Source organism: Paraflavitalea devenefica (genome assembly GCF_011759375.1).
GTDB classification, from domain to species: domain Bacteria; phylum Bacteroidota; class Bacteroidia; order Chitinophagales; family Chitinophagaceae; genus Paraflavitalea; species Paraflavitalea devenefica.
Genome location: NZ_JAARML010000001.1, coordinates 104,417 through 121,388, shown reverse-complemented (window position 1 = coordinate 121,388; position 16,972 = coordinate 104,417). Strand labels below are relative to the sequence as shown.

Annotated in this window: 8 protein-coding genes; 1 reads left to right on the top strand and 7 read right to left on the bottom strand. The window is 49.9% G+C overall.

Going from position 1 to position 16,972, the window contains the following annotated elements; genetic code table 11:
* Positions 1-10 precede the first annotated feature (10 nt).
* The 5 genes from HB364_RS00440 to HB364_RS00420 form a co-directional block, all read right to left on the bottom strand.
* Positions 11-3,676 (bottom strand): DUF7948 domain-containing protein, encoded by a 3,666-nt coding sequence (locus HB364_RS00440; RefSeq protein ID WP_246228262.1) that lies wholly within the window; start codon positions 3,674-3,676, stop codon positions 11-13.
* A gap of 105 nt (positions 3,677-3,781) precedes the next feature.
* A complete protein-coding gene (locus HB364_RS00435) occupies positions 3,782-4,897 on the bottom strand; it encodes a PorP/SprF family type IX secretion system membrane protein (protein WP_246228260.1) in 1,116 nt (371 codons plus the stop codon).
* Between the two features lie 106 nt (positions 4,898-5,003).
* Positions 5,004-8,648, bottom strand: coding sequence for a DUF7948 domain-containing protein (locus HB364_RS00430; protein ID WP_246228259.1), 3,645 nt, complete (start codon positions 8,646-8,648; stop codon positions 5,004-5,006).
* Between the two features lie 181 nt (positions 8,649-8,829).
* Positions 8,830-10,977: an ATP-dependent DNA helicase RecG gene (recG, locus tag HB364_RS00425; protein ID WP_262889741.1), complete on the bottom strand. Its 2,148-nt coding sequence runs from the start codon at positions 10,975-10,977 to the stop codon at positions 8,830-8,832.
* A gap of 3 nt (positions 10,978-10,980) precedes the next feature.
* The gene (locus tag HB364_RS00420) at positions 10,981-11,709 is read right to left on the bottom strand and encodes a GntR family transcriptional regulator (protein WP_167285934.1); all 729 of its coding nucleotides are present in this window, start codon (positions 11,707-11,709) and stop codon (positions 10,981-10,983) included.
* 125 nt (positions 11,710-11,834) lie between these two features.
* Between HB364_RS00420 and HB364_RS00415 the strand changes: the two genes are divergently transcribed.
* Positions 11,835-14,705 carry a glycoside hydrolase family 38 C-terminal domain-containing protein gene (locus HB364_RS00415; protein ID WP_246228257.1) on the top strand — a complete coding sequence of 957 codons (2,871 nt, stop codon included), beginning with the start codon at positions 11,835-11,837 and terminating at the stop codon, positions 14,703-14,705.
* Between the two features lie 6 nt (positions 14,706-14,711).
* On the opposite strand, the gene HB364_RS00410 is transcribed toward HB364_RS00415, so the two are convergent.
* Both HB364_RS00410 and HB364_RS00405 read right to left on the bottom strand, forming a co-directional pair.
* The gene (locus tag HB364_RS00410) at positions 14,712-15,563 is read right to left on the bottom strand and encodes an ROK family protein (protein ID WP_167285932.1); all 852 of its coding nucleotides are present in this window, start codon (positions 15,561-15,563) and stop codon (positions 14,712-14,714) included.
* Between the two features lie 59 nt (positions 15,564-15,622).
* A complete protein-coding gene (locus tag HB364_RS00405) occupies positions 15,623-16,972 on the bottom strand; it encodes a sugar porter family MFS transporter (RefSeq protein WP_167285931.1) in 1,350 nt (449 codons plus the stop codon).

Below are 16,972 nucleotides of genomic sequence, written 5' to 3'. Positions count from 1 at the left end.
GCCCGTATTCTTACCTTATTAGTGTAATATCACCTGTTTTCCGCAATGGCCTGCCGTCTGTAAACACCACATCCAGGGTATACGTATATACATCCATGGGTTGCAGCTTACCCTGGAAAGTGCCATCCCAGCCGGTATTCCGGTTGGTGGTTTCAAATACCTTTTGTCCCCAGCGGTTATAAATCCGCCAGGTCATCTTCTCAATACCAAATCCTGCTACTTTCACAATGCTGGCCCTGTTGCCTCTGCCCGGTGTAAAGGCATTGGGCACATCCAGCAGGGGATCAATCAAGGCGCTCACCGTATGATCGGCTGTATCCGTACAACCGAATTCGTTAAACGTGATCAGGTAAGCTGTATAGTCGCCGGTAGCATTGTATTGGTGCTGTACATTTTGCATGGTGTTGGTGACCGTGCTGTCCCCATCGCCAAACAACCATTTATACCGGTTACCGCCGATAGACTGGTTCAGGAAAGTAGTGGGTTTATTTACTTCCGGTACGGTGGGGGTGATGCTGAAGGCGGCTGTTGGTTTGGTATTCACCGTTAAAATGAAATCCAGGGTATCCACTTTGTTACAGGTGTTGCTATCTGTTACGATCAGCCTGATATTGTAAGTGCCGATATTGTTGTACAGGTGAGTGGGACTCATTTCTGTGGAGGTATTGCCATCACCGAAATCCCAGAAATAATCGTGCCCGCCCAACGAGGTATTGTTGAAAAATGCATTATAGGGGGCACAGCCCATTAAGGGTGTTTCCACCCGTGCTTCTACATTGGCCACCACGCCCAGCTTCAGCGGCACCCAGTCGCCGGTATTGCAATAATTGGTATCCAGTAGGATCAACCTGATATTGTAAGTGCCCGGTGCTGTAAAATTATGCTTCACTGTAGCAGTCCCGGTAGGCGTGATGGGCGTGCCATCACCAAAATCCCAGGCAAAACTGGTGGGGCCAAATGGCTTGCCCACGGGAGGAGTGGACTGATTGATAAAATTGAAGGCCAAAGATTCGCAATCGCCATCCTTTTCAGCCGTGAATTTAATATCCGCCGGATCATCCCTTACCCGGATAGTAATATAGGCGGTATCCCGCTGGTTACAGGTAGAAGGGTCAATCGCGATCAGCCGCACCCGGTAGGTGCCAATTGCATTAAAAGTAAACGTTTCTTCCACATTGGTCGTTGTGCGGTCGGTAACGCCATCCCCATCAAAATCCCATTCATAGCTTTTGGCATTGCGTACGGTATCCCTGAACTGAAGGGTGAAAGGTACACAGCCTACCGTATCGGGCAGGTTATTGAAAAAAGCTTTAGGGCCTGCCGCCACGCCTGCAAAATTGAAAGCCAGCTTCACGGCTGCGAGGTTACAATCCCTGCTGCCATTGGTAGGGGCCCATACTCCTGGAGTAGTGGGAAAACGCCGGGTAATAGGGTAGTCCCTGCTTTGGGTACAATTGGCGCAAATCGCCTGGTAAATAATACCCTGTTCATCATACCGGCTGGTGCCGCCATCCACGTGCTCGCCAAAGCCGCCATCCTGGCCAAAATAAGTACCATATAACAATGCTGAGGCATCCCTCTTGATCACAATGAAATAAAAGTCCCGGTTATCACCTATATTCTTAATGGCATCAGGCGTAATGGGCATATTATTAACGCCATCCATATTAAAGGAATTGGCAACAGGCACCAGCCAGCCACCCCAGCCGGAGATGTATACATTCTCGCAGCGGTCTACCAGGAATGCTACCGGCGACATATTGGGCCGGGCCGAACCATTGCCAAAAACAGTGGAATAGATGAAACCGGAGAGGTCTGGTTTCAGCTTGGCAATAAACTGTTTTGAATTGGGATTGCTGTAGGCGGCATTCTGCACCGGCCAGCTTCCTTCGGTAACCCCCATGATATAGGGGATATTATTCCTGTCGAACTTAAGGCCATAGATCGCATCAAAAGAAGGAGTGCCTGCATAAGTGGTATTGATCAGCGTAGTGCCATCATTGGATATGCGTGATACAAAACCATCCGTAATGCCTCCCCTATAGGTCGCCTGGTAAACACCCGGCTTGCTGGCGGGCGGGAACCGGTCGCTGGTAGTAGCGCCGCCTACATAAATATCTTTATTGGCAGGATTAATCGCTATTACAAAAGCGCCATCGGTACCAGCCCCCCCCAGGTAACTGCACCAGGTAATATCCGTACAGTTAGGATTGATCTTGATAATGGTGCCGTCCTGTCCGCCGGCGTTCGAGGGCTGAAAAACGCCTGTAGTGACCGGCATGCCATCGGTTGCTCCTGCCGATTGGGTTTGGGCCGCTACATAAATATTGTTTTCATTGTCCAGTATCACTTCACTGCGCGAATCATCGCCATAAAACCGGAAAGTAGCAGTAGGCGTCATACCGGCGCCCAACTGGTCCTTGATATTAACACCATCGTTGGAGGTACCGCCGATCCGCAGCGAACCAATAATATTGGTGCCCGATGCATTCAGCTTGGTAACTACGATATCAGAACCACCTCCCCTGCCTTTCAGCGTGCCGGGGTAATTGGTGGAGAATGTTTTGCCCATGATCACCAGGTTGCCCGATGCATCGCAGATGAGACTGTGGGGATAATCATTGCCATTGCCGCCCAGGTAAGTGGCATAAGCGCGCTGACCATTGGGCGTGAACTTAAAAATACCCATGTCAACAGGCTTCCCGCCCGAAGAGCCGGTGCCTGCCCCGAAATCCACCTGGTAAGCGCCTGCAGTAACAGGAAATCCCCTGTCAAATACGATACCACCCGAATACAGGGAGCCATCAGGGCCGGGTGTAGCCGTATAACCATACTGATCGGCGGTGCTGCCGGTAAAGGAGCACCACACCAGGGTAGGGTCAATCACCAGCGTACTGGTTTTGGAATAATTGGCCACCCTGAACTTCACAGTGTTCTTATCTACCAGTTCATAATTGCAGGTTACTTCCTTCTTACCACTGGTCATGTCGAATGTGTAAGAATAAGGATATAACTCTTTCAGGTCGCCTACCGATGTTTTAATGATCAGTTCATTGTTCTTTACGGAGAGCTTATCAGCCCCTTCATATTTCATGGCGATTTTGCTGACATCGCCGCCGGGGTGTATGATGAGGTCATACTTCAACCGGCCGTATTCGGAATAATAGCGGATATCGATATTGGGATAGATGTTCTTGTATACGATGGCCTGGTACACGGGTACATTGACAGCCCATTTGGAAGGATCATTACCGATAAAATAGCTGGTATTGGTTTCCACCGCTTTCTCCGGCACTACCATACTGTTCTCATCGGCACCGGCAAATTCCACGCGGTAGGCATGGGCACGTACGATGCCGGGTGAAGGATCGGCCTGGCCGGGCGGCTTTCCATGGGGTCCCCTGTCTGGCCGGCTTATTCTTGTTTGCCCGGTAGTGGGTTGTGTGGAATGGTGGGTATGAAAAAAGCGTTCCAGGTCATCTCCATGGTATTGGGCAACGGTAAAGCCGTTTCGTTGCAGGAAAAAAGCGCCGGTAGACAAAGTGCTTTTGAACCGGATGTTTTTCTCCCACTGGCCTTTATTTTCTGTAAAATCAAAAGTAGCGGCACCATCCTGGGCAATCGCCCGCAGCATGGCAAGAAGGATAGGAATAACTACGAGGTTTCTCCTGTTCAAGGGTTCACTTTTAAATTGACTAATAGCAATGCTAAGCGCTATGTCCCGTTTTAAGTTTCAGCCCCCGCTGTATGCTATGCTGGATTCGGAATGCTGTATGCTTTCCTAAAACGTTGGACACAGCGATTGTCTTCTGTCTCCGTTGTATTCATCATAAAAGCCCCTGTTCATCAAGGCAAACTCATAAGCACCCCGGCTATTATTGTATTGTTTGAGAGAAGAAGTTGTAGCATCATAAGTGAAGGTCAGCCGGATATTCTTGTATTCAAACCCCAGCATGGGAACAAAGGCATCGCCTGGCCGGTAATATAAACCGCCCAACAGTTGCATTTCGCCTGCATTGGCCAGGTTGTACTGTACATTGGCGCCCGCCACCAGCTCATTGGATTTGGCCTGTGTACTATAATAGGCCATTGGGTTGAGGATCACATCATCCGTTACCTTCAGGCTGGCATTCACAAAGGCATTATAGCGGGGCGATATGCGGGAGTCATATCCTGCAGGGTCGGAATTGAAGAACGATTCACGGGGCCTGTTGATATGCCAGGCCGACAAACCGCCGTTGATATAGATCTTTTCAGTAGGGAAATAGGCATAGTTCACACCAAACTGCACATCAAAATAATTGATATTGGTAGCGTCCGGGATGCCATCCGAAGGGAAATTGGAATCGAAGAATTTACCATCAAACTGATCGGGGAATTTCAGGGCTGCTGTATTAATGCGTTTGTTCGACCAGCCGATATTAAAGCCTGCCGACAACAGGTGGGCTATTCCGATCATCTGGTGGTAGGCTGCGGAAGCATATACCTTGGTAGAGGTAAGCTGACTGGAGCCGGCCACATCACGCAGTATTACACCGCCCAATCCCAGCCAGCCGCTTTCAATGCGGTCGCGGAATACCTGGGCATCGCCCCAGATGCTATAGGTTTTATAGGGTACCGACATTACGTTGGACCACTGGTTACGGTAATTGGCGCCTATGCGGTAATCCGCATCGGGAATAAAACCGGTATTGGCGGGGTTGGTCGTCAGCGGTGAATTGAACCATTGAGAGAAATGGAGGTCCTGTGCGGTGGAGGTCTTTCCCGCCAGCAACCCGCACAACAGGATCAGGAAAGAAGTCCTGGCACAAAAAGCGGCCGTTAATACAGACATTCCTTTTCCTTTGGCAAAGTAATCGCTTGCTTTTTCCTGGTGCATCCCGCTTGGCTCACACATAGTCGTTTTTTTTATTGCGATGACTGAATGGCTCACAGATTCACGCTTAAGTAATATACGTTTATAACCGGTATATCGGTTGGTTTTAATCAGCTTTTAAGTCCGGTTACCGGATCAATGTAATATCACCCGTTTTCCGCAATGGCCTGCCATCTGTAAACACCACATCCAATGTATAGGTATAAACATCCATCGGCTGTAGCTTGCCCTGGAAAGTGCCATCCCAGCCGGTATTCCGGTTCGTGGTTTCAAATACCTTCTGCCCCCAGCGGTTATAAATACGCCAGGTCATCTTCTGAATACCAAATCCTACCACTTTCACAATACTGGCCCTGTTGCCCCGGCCCGGCGTAAAGGCATTGGGTACATCCAGCAACGGATCAATCAACGCTTCCACGGTATGCCTGGCTGTATCTGTACAGCCAAACTGGTTAAAGGTGATCAGCAGGGCGGTATAAGTACCGGTTGCATTGTACTGGTATACTACATTTTCCATCGTGGTGGTCCTGGTGGAATCCCCATCTCCAAAGAACCAATGGTATTCGGTACCGCCGATAGACTGGTTCAGGAAAGTAGTAGGTTTATTCACTTCCGGTACGGTGGGGGTGATGCTGAACGCGGCTGTTGGCTTGGTATTCACCGTTAAGGTGAATGTATAGGAATCTGTTTTATTACAGGTGTTGGTATCGGTCACGGTGAGCGTGATGTTGTAAGTACCGATATTATTATACAGGTGCGTAGGGCTCATCTCTGTGGAGGTAGTACCATCACCAAAATCCCAGAGATAATCGTGCCCGCCCAGAGAGGTATTATTGAAAAATGCCTCATACGGTGCACAGCCCATGGAAGGTGTTTCCACCCTTGCCTCTACATTGGCTACCACACCTAAATTGATCTGTTTCCAGTCGCCGCCATTACAATAATTGGTGTCCAGCAGGATCAGCCGCACGGGATAAGTGCCCGGCGCTGTGTAATAATGCTTAACCGGGTCGGTATTGGTAGGCACAATGGGCGTACCATCACCAAAATCCCAGGCAAAACTGGTGGGGCCAAATGGCTTGCCCGCAGGGGGAGTGGAGGTGTTCTTGAAGTTGAAGCCCAATGATTCACAGGGGCCATCTTTTTCCACCTCAAAATTAATATCCGCCGGGTCATCTCTTACCCGGATGGTAATATAGGCGGTATCCCGTTGGTTACAGGTAGCAGGGTCAATCGCGATCAGCCGCACCCGGTAGGTGCCAATTGCATTAAAAGTAAACGTTTCTTCCACATTGGTCGTTGTGCGGTCGGTAACGCCATCCCCATCGAAATCCCATTCATAGCTTTTGGCATTGCGCACGGTATCCCTGAACTGAAGGGTGAAAGGTACACAGCCTACTGTATCGGGCAGGTTATTGAAAAAGGCTTTAGGACCTGCCGCCACCCCGGCAAAGTTGAAAGCGATCTTAACGGCTGCGAGGTTACACTGCGGGCTTCCATTCCTTTCGGCCCATACACCCGGTGTAGTAGGGAAGGATTGGGTAATAGGATATTCCTGCGAACCAAAACAGTTGGCGCAAATAGCCTGGTAAATAACACCCTGCGCATCGTACCGGCTGGTGCCGCCATCCACATGTTCTCCCTCGCCGCCACTTTGACCAAAATAAGTACCGTATAATAGTTCCGTAGCATCCCGCTTGATCACGATAAAGTAAAAATCACGGTTATCCGTAGTGCGCTTGATCGCATCTGCTGTCAGGGGCATATTGCCGATGCCACCCATATTATAGGGATCAGGCCCCGGCTCCAGCCAGCCACCCCAACCAGAGATATATACATTCTCGCAACGGTCTACCAGGAATGCGACCGGCGATATATTGGGCCTGGCCGAACCATTGCCAAAAACAGTGGAATAGATGAAACCGGAGAGGTCTGGCTTCAGCTTGGCAACAAACTGTTTTGAGTTATCTACCTTGTAAGCAGCATTCACTACCGGCCAGCTTCCCTCTGTTACCCCCATCACATAAGGGATGGCGTTCTTGTCGAAGCGGATGCCATATATGGCATCAAAAAGATTGGTGCCGAGAAAGGTGGTATTCAGGATCGTGCTGCCATTATTGGATATACGCGATACATAACCGTCTGCTACGCCTCCCTGGTAACTATCCTGGTAAACGCCCGGTTTGCTGGCCGGGGGAAAGTTGGTGCCGCTGGTAGTAGCCCCGGCTACAAACAGTTCATTATTGGAAGGGTTCAATGCCAGTACAAAAGCGCCATCATCTCCCTGTCCGCCCAGGAAACTGGCCCATAATACATCATTACAGGCGGGATTGACTTTAATAACAACGCCGTCCTGTGCGCCCCCTGCGGTGGTCTGGAAAGCGCCGGCTGTTGCCGGGAAGTTGCCTGACGATGTTTGTGCCGCTACATAAATATTGTTGGCGGCATCCAATATCACTTCACTGCGGGAATCATCGCCATAAAAGCGTACGGTAGATTTTTGCGAGCCGCCGCTTTCGATCTGGTTGCTGATGTTTACGCCATCATCTGCACTGCCGCCAATCCGCAAAGCGCCGATGAGCGCCGTACCATTGGCATTTAACTTGGCCAGGGCAATATCCGATGCGCCGCCTGATCCTTTCAGGGTGCCCGGCCAGTTGGAAGAATAGGTTTTGCCCATCACGATCAGGTTGCCCTGTCCGTCACAGATAAGGCTGTGCGGATAGTCGTTCCTGTTGCCGCCCAGGTAAGTGGCATAGGCACGCCGGCCATTGGGTGTAAATTTGAAGATGCCCATATCAATACCGCCCAGGTCATGCACATCATCACCGCCCACATAACCGGTTTGATAAGCGCCGGGTGTAGTAGGGAAGCCACTGCCAAAAACAATACCGCCCGAATACAGGGAGCCATCAGGGCCAGGTGTAGCCGTATAACCATACTGATTGGCGGGACTTCCGGTAAAGGAACACCATACCAGGGTAGGGTCAATCACCAGGGTACTGGTTTTGGAATAATTGGCCACCCTGAACTTCACGGTATTCTTATCCACCAGTTCATAATTACAGGTCACTTCCTTCTTACCGTTGGTCATGTCGAACGTGTAAGAATAAGGATACAATTCCTTCAGGTCGCCTACCGATGTTTTGATCACCAGCTCATTGTTCTTTACGGAGAGCTTATCCGCACCTTCATACTTCATGGCGATATTGCTGACATCCCCACCGGGATGTACAATGAGGTCATACTTCAACCGGCCGTATTCGGAATAATAGCGGATATCAATATTGGGATAGATATTCTTGTATACGATGGCCTGGTACACGGGTACATTAACAGCCCATTTGGAAGGATCATTACCGATAAAATAGCTGGTATTGGTTTGCACCTGTTTGTCGGGCATCACCACACTGTTCTCATCGGCGCCTACAAACTGTACCCGGTAGGCATGGGAGCGAACAACACCCGGTTGGGGAGCAGGTGGCTGTCCCGGCTGTGCATGAGGCCCTCTGTCGGGCCGGTTGATCCGGTTGTCTGCTTCATGGTGCCGGTGAAAGAAATTGTTCAGGTCATTGCCATTGTGCTGAACTACGGTAAAGCCGTTTTTTTGAAGAAAGAAAGCGCCTGCGCCGGCCTCACCCCTGAACCTGACCTGCTTGTCCCACTGGCCTCTATTTTCTGTAAATTCAAAGGAAGATGCGCCACTCTGTGCGGAAAGTTGTAGGGTGACAGCAATAAGGAGCACGGTAACTATTAAACTTTTCCTACCCAAAGATTTATTTTTTACAAATTACTAATATATAACGTCAGTCTTTCCTCGTTCTTATTGGCAACAAGGGGATTTAATTCCTTTTTTAAGCAGAATAAACAGTTGATTATGGAGCTATTAAAGAGTAGCGTTCTTTTTCATGGATACCGGATACTATAGATTGGTTGTTGGGTCTCTGTACAAGTTACGAAATCTTGCTCCATGCTGTTTTTCCCTGTAATGACTGCAGGTACTCCCTGAGCCGCAAATTTTCTGCCGAACTAAGGTCTGGATCATTTTCGGCGATCTTTTCTGCTATTTCCCGGGCTGCTTCCAGCCATTGCCTGTCCTGCAAAATATTGGCCAGCTTGAAATTCAGTACACCACTCTGCCGGGTACCTTCAATATCTCCCGGTCCACGCAATTCTAAGTCTTTTTCCGCCACTTTAAACCCATCGGTTGTTTCACACATCGTCTTTAACCGTTCACGCGCGTCATTGTTGAGTTTGGCGCTTGTTAATAATATGCAAAAACTCTTTTCAGCGCCCCTCCCTACACGTCCGCGTAACTGATGCAATTGGGATAAACCGAATTTCTCTGCATTCTCGATCACCATCACACTGGCATTGGGCACATCTACGCCTACTTCAATTACGGTGGTGGCTACCATGATCTGAGTGTCATGGTTTTTAAAACGTTGCATATTTGTTTCCCGCACCTCATTCGTTTGCCGGCCATGCACCATGCTCATCCAGTACTTTGGTTCGGGAAAATACGCCTTCACATTTTCGTAGCCCTTCATCAGGTTTTCATAATCCAGTTTCTCCGATTCCTCGATCAGGGGAAACACGATATAGGCCTGCCGGCCCTGTTGGATCTCGGCTTTTATAAAGCCCATGACCTGACTGCGCGCTGTCTCATAACGATGTACGGTTAAAATGGGTTTCCGGTTGGGCGGCAGCTCGTCCATAACGCTATAATCCAGGTCGCCATAAGCCGTCATGGCCAGCGTGCGCGGAATAGGGGTGGCAGTCATTACCAGGATATGGGGAGGTACGGGCGCCTTATTCCATAATTTAGCTCTTTGGGCTACGCCAAAGCGGTGTTGCTCATCCACGATGGCCATGCCTAGGTTCTTAAACTGTACGGTATCTTCTATTACGGCATGGGTGCCCACCAGCATTTGTATCTCGCCTGCTTCCAGCTTCTTCAGGATCTCCCGCCGTTCTGCCGCCTTGGTAGCGCCGGTGAGGATGCGGATATTCACCGGCAGGTCTTTCAGCAATTTGGTGAGGCCGGCAAAATGCTGCCGCGCCAATATTTCGGTCGGTGCCATCAGGCAGCTTTGGTAGCCATTGTCGGCTGCCAGCAGCATTATCAGCAGGGCCACGATCGTTTTGCCACTGCCTACATCCCCCTGCAGCAGCCGGTTCATTTGTTTGCCGCTGCCGGTATCCTTCCGGATCTCCTTGATCACCCGCTTTTGCGCTCCGGTGAGCTCAAAAGGCAGGTATTTTTCGTAAAAAGTGTTGAAAATATCGCCAACCTGCCCAAATACTACGCCCCGCGAATAGCGGTGCCGCTTTGCTTTCACCAGGTGCATCCGTAACTGGGCAATGAAAAACTCTTCAAATTTCAGCCTGTTTACCGCCTGTTGCCAGGCTTCCTGGGAGGGCGGGAAGTGGATATGCGAGAGGGCCCGGTAGCGGGGCACCAGTTGCAACTGTTGTAAAATATAGTCGGGCAGGTTCTCCGGCAGCTCTTTTTCGTTGAGGTGCATAAACAGGGCCTGGGTGAGCTTGGCCATTTGCCGGGCGCCCAGTCCCCTTGCTTTCAGCTTCTCGGTAGTGGAGTATACCGGTTCCAGCAAATTCCTGCCGGTAGCTTTCTCATCTGTCAGGGCTTCAATTTCCGGGTGGGTCATCTGCGGCATTCCCTGGAAAAAGCTCACCTTGCCAAATACCTGGTAAGATTGCCCTATCGTGAGCATCTTTTCCACCCAGGTGATGCCCTGGAACCAGGTCAGCTCCAGCGTGCCGGAACTGTCTTTGATCTCTGCTACCAGTCTTTTACTCCGTTTTTCCCCCATTATGCCCATGCTGGTAATGCGGCCCGCGATCTGGATAAAGTCGGTTTGCGGACCGATCTCCCGGATCAGGTTTACCTTCGTTTTATCAATATGGCGATAGGGAAAATGTTCCAGCAGGTCTTTGAATGTAAAGATCCCCAGTTCTTTCTGCAATAGCTCGGCCCGTTGAGGGCCTACCCCCTTCAGGTATTCGATCGGATTGGCCAGAATATGTGTACCCCTGCTGCTGATAGTGAATTCTTTGCCGCAAAAATAAGCGAACAAAGGTTAACGCCTGCTCTCCACAGTATATACGAAACTATCAGCCCGGTAATAGCCAATATTGTATTCGATCGGGCGGTCGCCCTGGTCAAAAACATAGCGTTTGCGCAGCAGGATAGGGCTGTTCTTGTCTACATCCAGCTTACTGGCTATAAAAGGGTCTGCCGCCGTGGCGCTGATCTCTTCCTTGCTGAGGGTGGCGATCACAGAGTGGTCTTTCTCGAAGATCTCGTACAGCGGGCGCCGGAAATCTTCTTCCCCCGTAAGCCCGATACGCGGATGGAAATAGGATACAAAAAATACGAAGGGCCATTCCTGTTTGCCCCGCAGCCTTTCCAGCTTAAGTATCTTCTTATCCGTACTGATCTCGAAAAAGTTGGCCAGCTTTTCATCCGGGAATATCCAGCTCAGGTTCAGTTCATAATTCCGGATGGCAATGCCGCGGGCTTCCATTTCCTGGGAGAAACTAAGCCAGTTCATCGACCGGGAGCTCACAGTTCCCTCTGCTACCCGGGTACCCACGCCTTTCTTGCGTGTCAGCAGGCCTTCATATACCAGTTTATTGATCGCCTGCCGGAGTGTAGTGCGGGAGATAGCCAGTTGTTTGGACAAATCCACTTCGTTGGGCAGCAATTTGCCATCCTGGTACTCTTCCTTTTGGATAAGGTTGCGTAATAGTTCTTCTGCCTGTATGTGAAGCGGAACGTGGCTTTTGTGATTGAGACTAAACTTCATAATAGTAGCGCCAGGTAATATTTAGGAGGGATTACCTTATTCTCCCGGCAAATCTATCTGAAATAACAGAAAACAATTTATTTGTTTTGCAGTATAATGTTAGTATGTTTGTACATATTGATGCTATGACTCGTAAATACTTAATACTGATTGCTTTATTGATATCTGCTGCAGCTGTTGCCCGGCAGACTTCTCCTGCTCCGGCCTTTACGGCTGTTGAACTGCAGCCCGTAGCTGCCTACCTGAAGTACCAGGGAAAGGAATGCCGCATGGCCAGGTTGCTGTTTAAAAATGGTAAATGTTTTGCCGAAACCGTCCTTACTGTTTCTTTTAACGGACTTACCGAACAAGTGATCATCCCCGCCTCCAAAGACGGGCTGGAAGTATTTGAAGTGCCCCTGCCCGGCCCTCCTGTTACCAAAGACGTACAGGCGACTGTTACGGTACAGGCCGGCAGACAAACCTACCAGGCGCGCTGTATGGTGTCCCCTTCCCGCAAATGGACTGTTTATGTACTGCCGCATTCGCACGTAGATGTAGGTTATACCAATGTACAACCTAAAGTGCTGAAGCTGCACATGGATAATATTGATGAGGCCATTGCGCTGGCTGCCAAAACGCAGGAGTATCCTGCAGAGGCCCGCTATAAATGGAATACTGAAGCCATGTGGGTAGTAGATAATTACCTCCAGCAGGCCAATGAAACAAAGAAGAAAGCATTTTGGGAAGCTGTACGCAAAGGATGGATAGGCCTGGATGGGGCTTATGGTAATATCAATACCAGTGTTACCGACTCACGCCAGTTAATGCAGATGTTTTATGATGCCACCAAAGAAGCCAGGCTGCAGGGTATTACCATTAATACTTTGTTCCAGGGCGATGTACCCGGTTCTTCCTGGGGACTGGCTACGCAGGCTGAGCAAACGGGCATCCGATATTTTCTTTCCGGTCCCAATGCTTCTGACCGCATCGGTTACCTGGCACAGTGGCAGGATAAACCGTTTTACCTGGTGGCTCCTTCGGGCAAACATAAAATGTTGTTCTGGCAATGCCAGCCCTATTCCATAGGTTATGCTTTGAAAGGAAGTAAGATCCCTAACTTTTTTACAGTAGAAGATCCAAAGCCCTATTATACCGGTAAACCCTCCGAGAACTTTCTTAATCCGTACTTATTTAATTATCTGTCGGGCCTGGAGCAAAAAGCCTTTCCATATGATATGACCATCCTTACCTGGGCTATGAGCGATAATGCGCCGATCGATCCGGAACTGCCCGATGCGGTAAAAGCATGGAATGAAAAGTATGCATCCCCGAAGCTGGTGACCACCACCACGCAACAATTCTTTACTGCTTTTGAGCAAAAGTATCAAAGCAGCATACCGGAGCTTTCCGGCGATTATACGGAGTACTGGACAGATGGCCTTGGCTCCGGCGCCCGGGAAACCGGTATCAACAGGGTCACTTCCGATAAGCTGCAACAGGTTGATGCTATCTGGGCTATTAAGAACAAACCTGCTTATCCCGGCAATGATTTCCGGACTGCCTGGAAAAACCTGCTGCTCTTCAGTGAGCATACCTGGGGCGCGCACAACAGCATTGGCGAGCCCGATGATCCCAAGGTAAAGGAGCAATGGCGGATCAAGCAGGCATTTGCGCTCGATGCACAAAAGCAAACCGATGCACTGATGCGCAAGGCATTGGAAGGAAAAGCTATTGGTCATAGCATTGACGTGTTCAATACTTTATCATGGCCACGTACTGATCTGGTAACGGTGCCTGCGGCGATGAGCAAAGCCGGAGATATTGTCGTTAATGAAAAGGGAGAACAGATACTTGCTCAAAGATTATCAACCGGTGAGCTGGTATTTGTGGCAGCAGCTATTCCGGCATTGGGGAAAAGCAGGTATACCATTCAAAAAGGCAAAGGGACACACGTCACTACCTTATCTGCGTCTCCTGCTCTTATGGAGAACAGCTTATACAAAATAGTGATGGACCCTGCCACCGGTACCATTGCCGGCATAGAGAAAAAGAATAGCAACAGGAAACTGGTAGATGGTGTGGGATTTAACAAGTACATCTATCTGCCCGGTGATTCTGTAGATAAGCAGGTCACTGCACGCAATGCAAAGATCACCGTCAAAGAGCAGGGGCCTGTGTTAATAAGCCTGCTGGTAACAGCCGATGCTCCGGGCGCCAACAAGCTGGAGTCGGAGATCAGGTTGATCAATGGCATTGACAGGGTAGAGGTGATCAATACGGTAGATAAGAAAGCGATCCGTTCCAAGGAAGCTGTTCATTTTGCTTTCCCCTTTCAGGTAGAGCGCCCGCAGGTTCGTTATAATATTCCCTGGGGCAGTGTGGAAGCGGAAGCCGATCAGCTCATTCACTCCAACCGTAACTGGTATACCATGCAACGCTGGGTGGATATTTCCAATGCCGATTATGGCGTTACCTTATCCAGCCTTGATGCGCCCTTGTTTGAAATAGGCAGCATTACTACAGGAGGCTTGCTGGGAGGACTCAGGTTTTCACCCTTGTGGATGAAATATACCAATCCCTCGTCGCATCTGTACTCCTGGGTCATGAATAACCTGTGGCATACCAACTTCCGCGCCGACCAGGAAGGCCCGGCCACCTTCCGCTATTACTTCACGGTGCATGAGCAGTTCAATACTTTCCAGGCCAACCGTACCGGTATGGAAAACCATCGCCCGTTGATAGCAGCGCCGGCACAGGGTAAGGCTTCAGCCGGCTCCTTGTTTGAAGTAGAGGGCGCCAATGTGTATGTAGAAGGGATCAAGCCCTGCTATGATGGCAAAGGCATACTGGTTCACCTCATCAACAGCGGCGATAAAGACAGTCCCGTTACCATCAAAAGAAAGCAAGAGCCGGTAGTGATCACGAAAAGCAATCTGCTGGAAGAAGACATCACCACCCTGCAAAACGGGTTTGTATTACCAGCGAAAGAGATTATCACTATAAAACTACAATAGCGAAGATTATTGCCAAAGCGCTGCAGCTCCCAATACAGGCGCCTGTTCTCCTTTTTGCGCCGGCAATACCTGCATGGTAGAACCATTGCTTTCCAATAAAGCCTGCATGGGCGGAATGAACAGGTGCCAGGCACGGGCAATATTGCCGCCAATGATCAATACATCCTGGCTGCCCGGTGGGAATTGTAGTAATAATATGTTGGCGAGGTGTTCACCAAATGTGGTAAACAGGTCGCGAACTTCGGACTCTGTGGAATACTTGCCGGCCAGTTCCCGAACGCCGCTCACCGTACCGCTGTATTGCTGCAGGAACCACCGGGTGGAAATATAGTCCTCTGCCATGCCATCGAGGTAAGGTAATTTATACAAGGCTCCCGGATAAGTCTGATCATTATGATACCAGGCTGATCCCAGTCCGGTACCCAAGGTAATACCGGCTACCCGCTGGCGGCGCAATACTTCATTATCGCATACTTCTCCCAGCAGGAAAGCCGTAGCATCATTCATCATCCTGATCTGTGCAGGGACGATGTTCAGCCGCTCTGCCAGCATCGTCTTTACATTCAATCCATACAGCGACTCATATTTTCCCAGTCCATTGATATAGCTAATGCCCTGCTCGTAATCAAAAGGCCCGGGCATAGCCATCCCCAGGTAAAGCTCAGCAGTTGTAGCATGAGCAAGGCTTTCCCGGACCGTGAGCGACAACACGTCCAGTATCTCCTCCGGAGAGGCTGCCGGGTTTATGGTATAACGGCAGGTACTGCCTGGTATAATTGTCATCGTATGCAGGTCGGCCCGGCAGGCTGTTACATGCGAGCCGCCGACATCCACCCCCACTACTGTTTTGACTGCCATGATAATGGTTAATCGTTATTTGAGTTGGCCCTGTAACTACGCTGATGATGTGTAGCTAACTATTGCTTCAGGGAGGCGCCAATCTCTTCCAGTGTTTTCCCTTTTGTTTCGGGCACCATCTTCCATACAAATACATAGCATAGTACCGACATGCTCATGTAGATCCAGAAGGTAGGGGCTTCACCGATAGCTGCCTGCAGCATAGGGAAGGTTTGGGAAACGAGGTATACGGCCGCCCACAGGAAGAATATGCATACACTCATCGCCTTGCCCCGCATCGCTGTAGGAAATATTTCTGATACTACTACAAATGTCATCGGCCCCAGTGATACCGCAAAGCAGGCGATGTAAGCAAGGATGGCTACCAATATCAGGTAACTGCCTACCGCCTTGTAATAAAACACAGTGCCTATAATGGCCAGGCACAGGGCCATGCCACCCGAGCCGATCAATAATAGTTTGCGTCGGCCCCACTGGTCGGCATAACGGATAGCGACCAGTGTGAACAATAAATTAATAATACCGATCAGGACGGTTTGCAGCATGGCAGAAGAAGCACCATCGCCGGTAGACTTGAAGATCTCCGGTGCATAATACAGGATGGCATTCATGCCGGTCACCTGCGAGAAGATAGCCAGTATAATGCCGATCAGTAAACGCTTGCGCATAGCAGGCGATAGCAGGTCGGCAAAATTGTTTTCTTTCGTGGAAAGGTCATCACGTATGGCCTGTAATTCCTCTTTTGCTTTGGCGGCGCCGTTGATCCTGTCCAATATCGTACCTGCTTCCAATAACCGTTCGCGGCCAGCCAGCCAGCGCGGGCTTTCGGGTACGATGATAAGCAGCACAAGAAATAATATAGAAGGCAGCAGGCCACTGCCAAACATCCAGCGCCAGCCTGTGTCAATATTCCATTCGGCTGTATGCAGTCCGGCAATGCCCGCATTCACAAAATACACCGTTAATATACCACATACGATACCCATCTGGTAAATAGATACCAGCCTGCCGCGTATGGCGGCCGGCGCTAATTCTGAAATGTACAACGGCGCTATCATGGAGGCAATCCCAATGCCGATACCGCCGATAAGACGGAACAATACAAAAGCGCTCAGACCCCAGGGCACCAGAATACCCAGCGAGGATACCGCAAAAGCCACGGCACTGAACACCAATACTTTTTTACGGCCAATGGCATCACTCACCGGCCCGGCCAGCATGGCGCCGATCACACACCCGATCAGGGCGCAGGAGGCTATCCATCCTGTTTGTGCAGGTGATAAAGTGTATTTGTCGGTAATAAATCCTATGGCTCCTGATATCACTGCAGTATCATACCCAAATAGTAACCCGCCAACAGCGGCTACATAAGTACAGCGATATACGTATTGCAATCCTTTTTTGTGCAT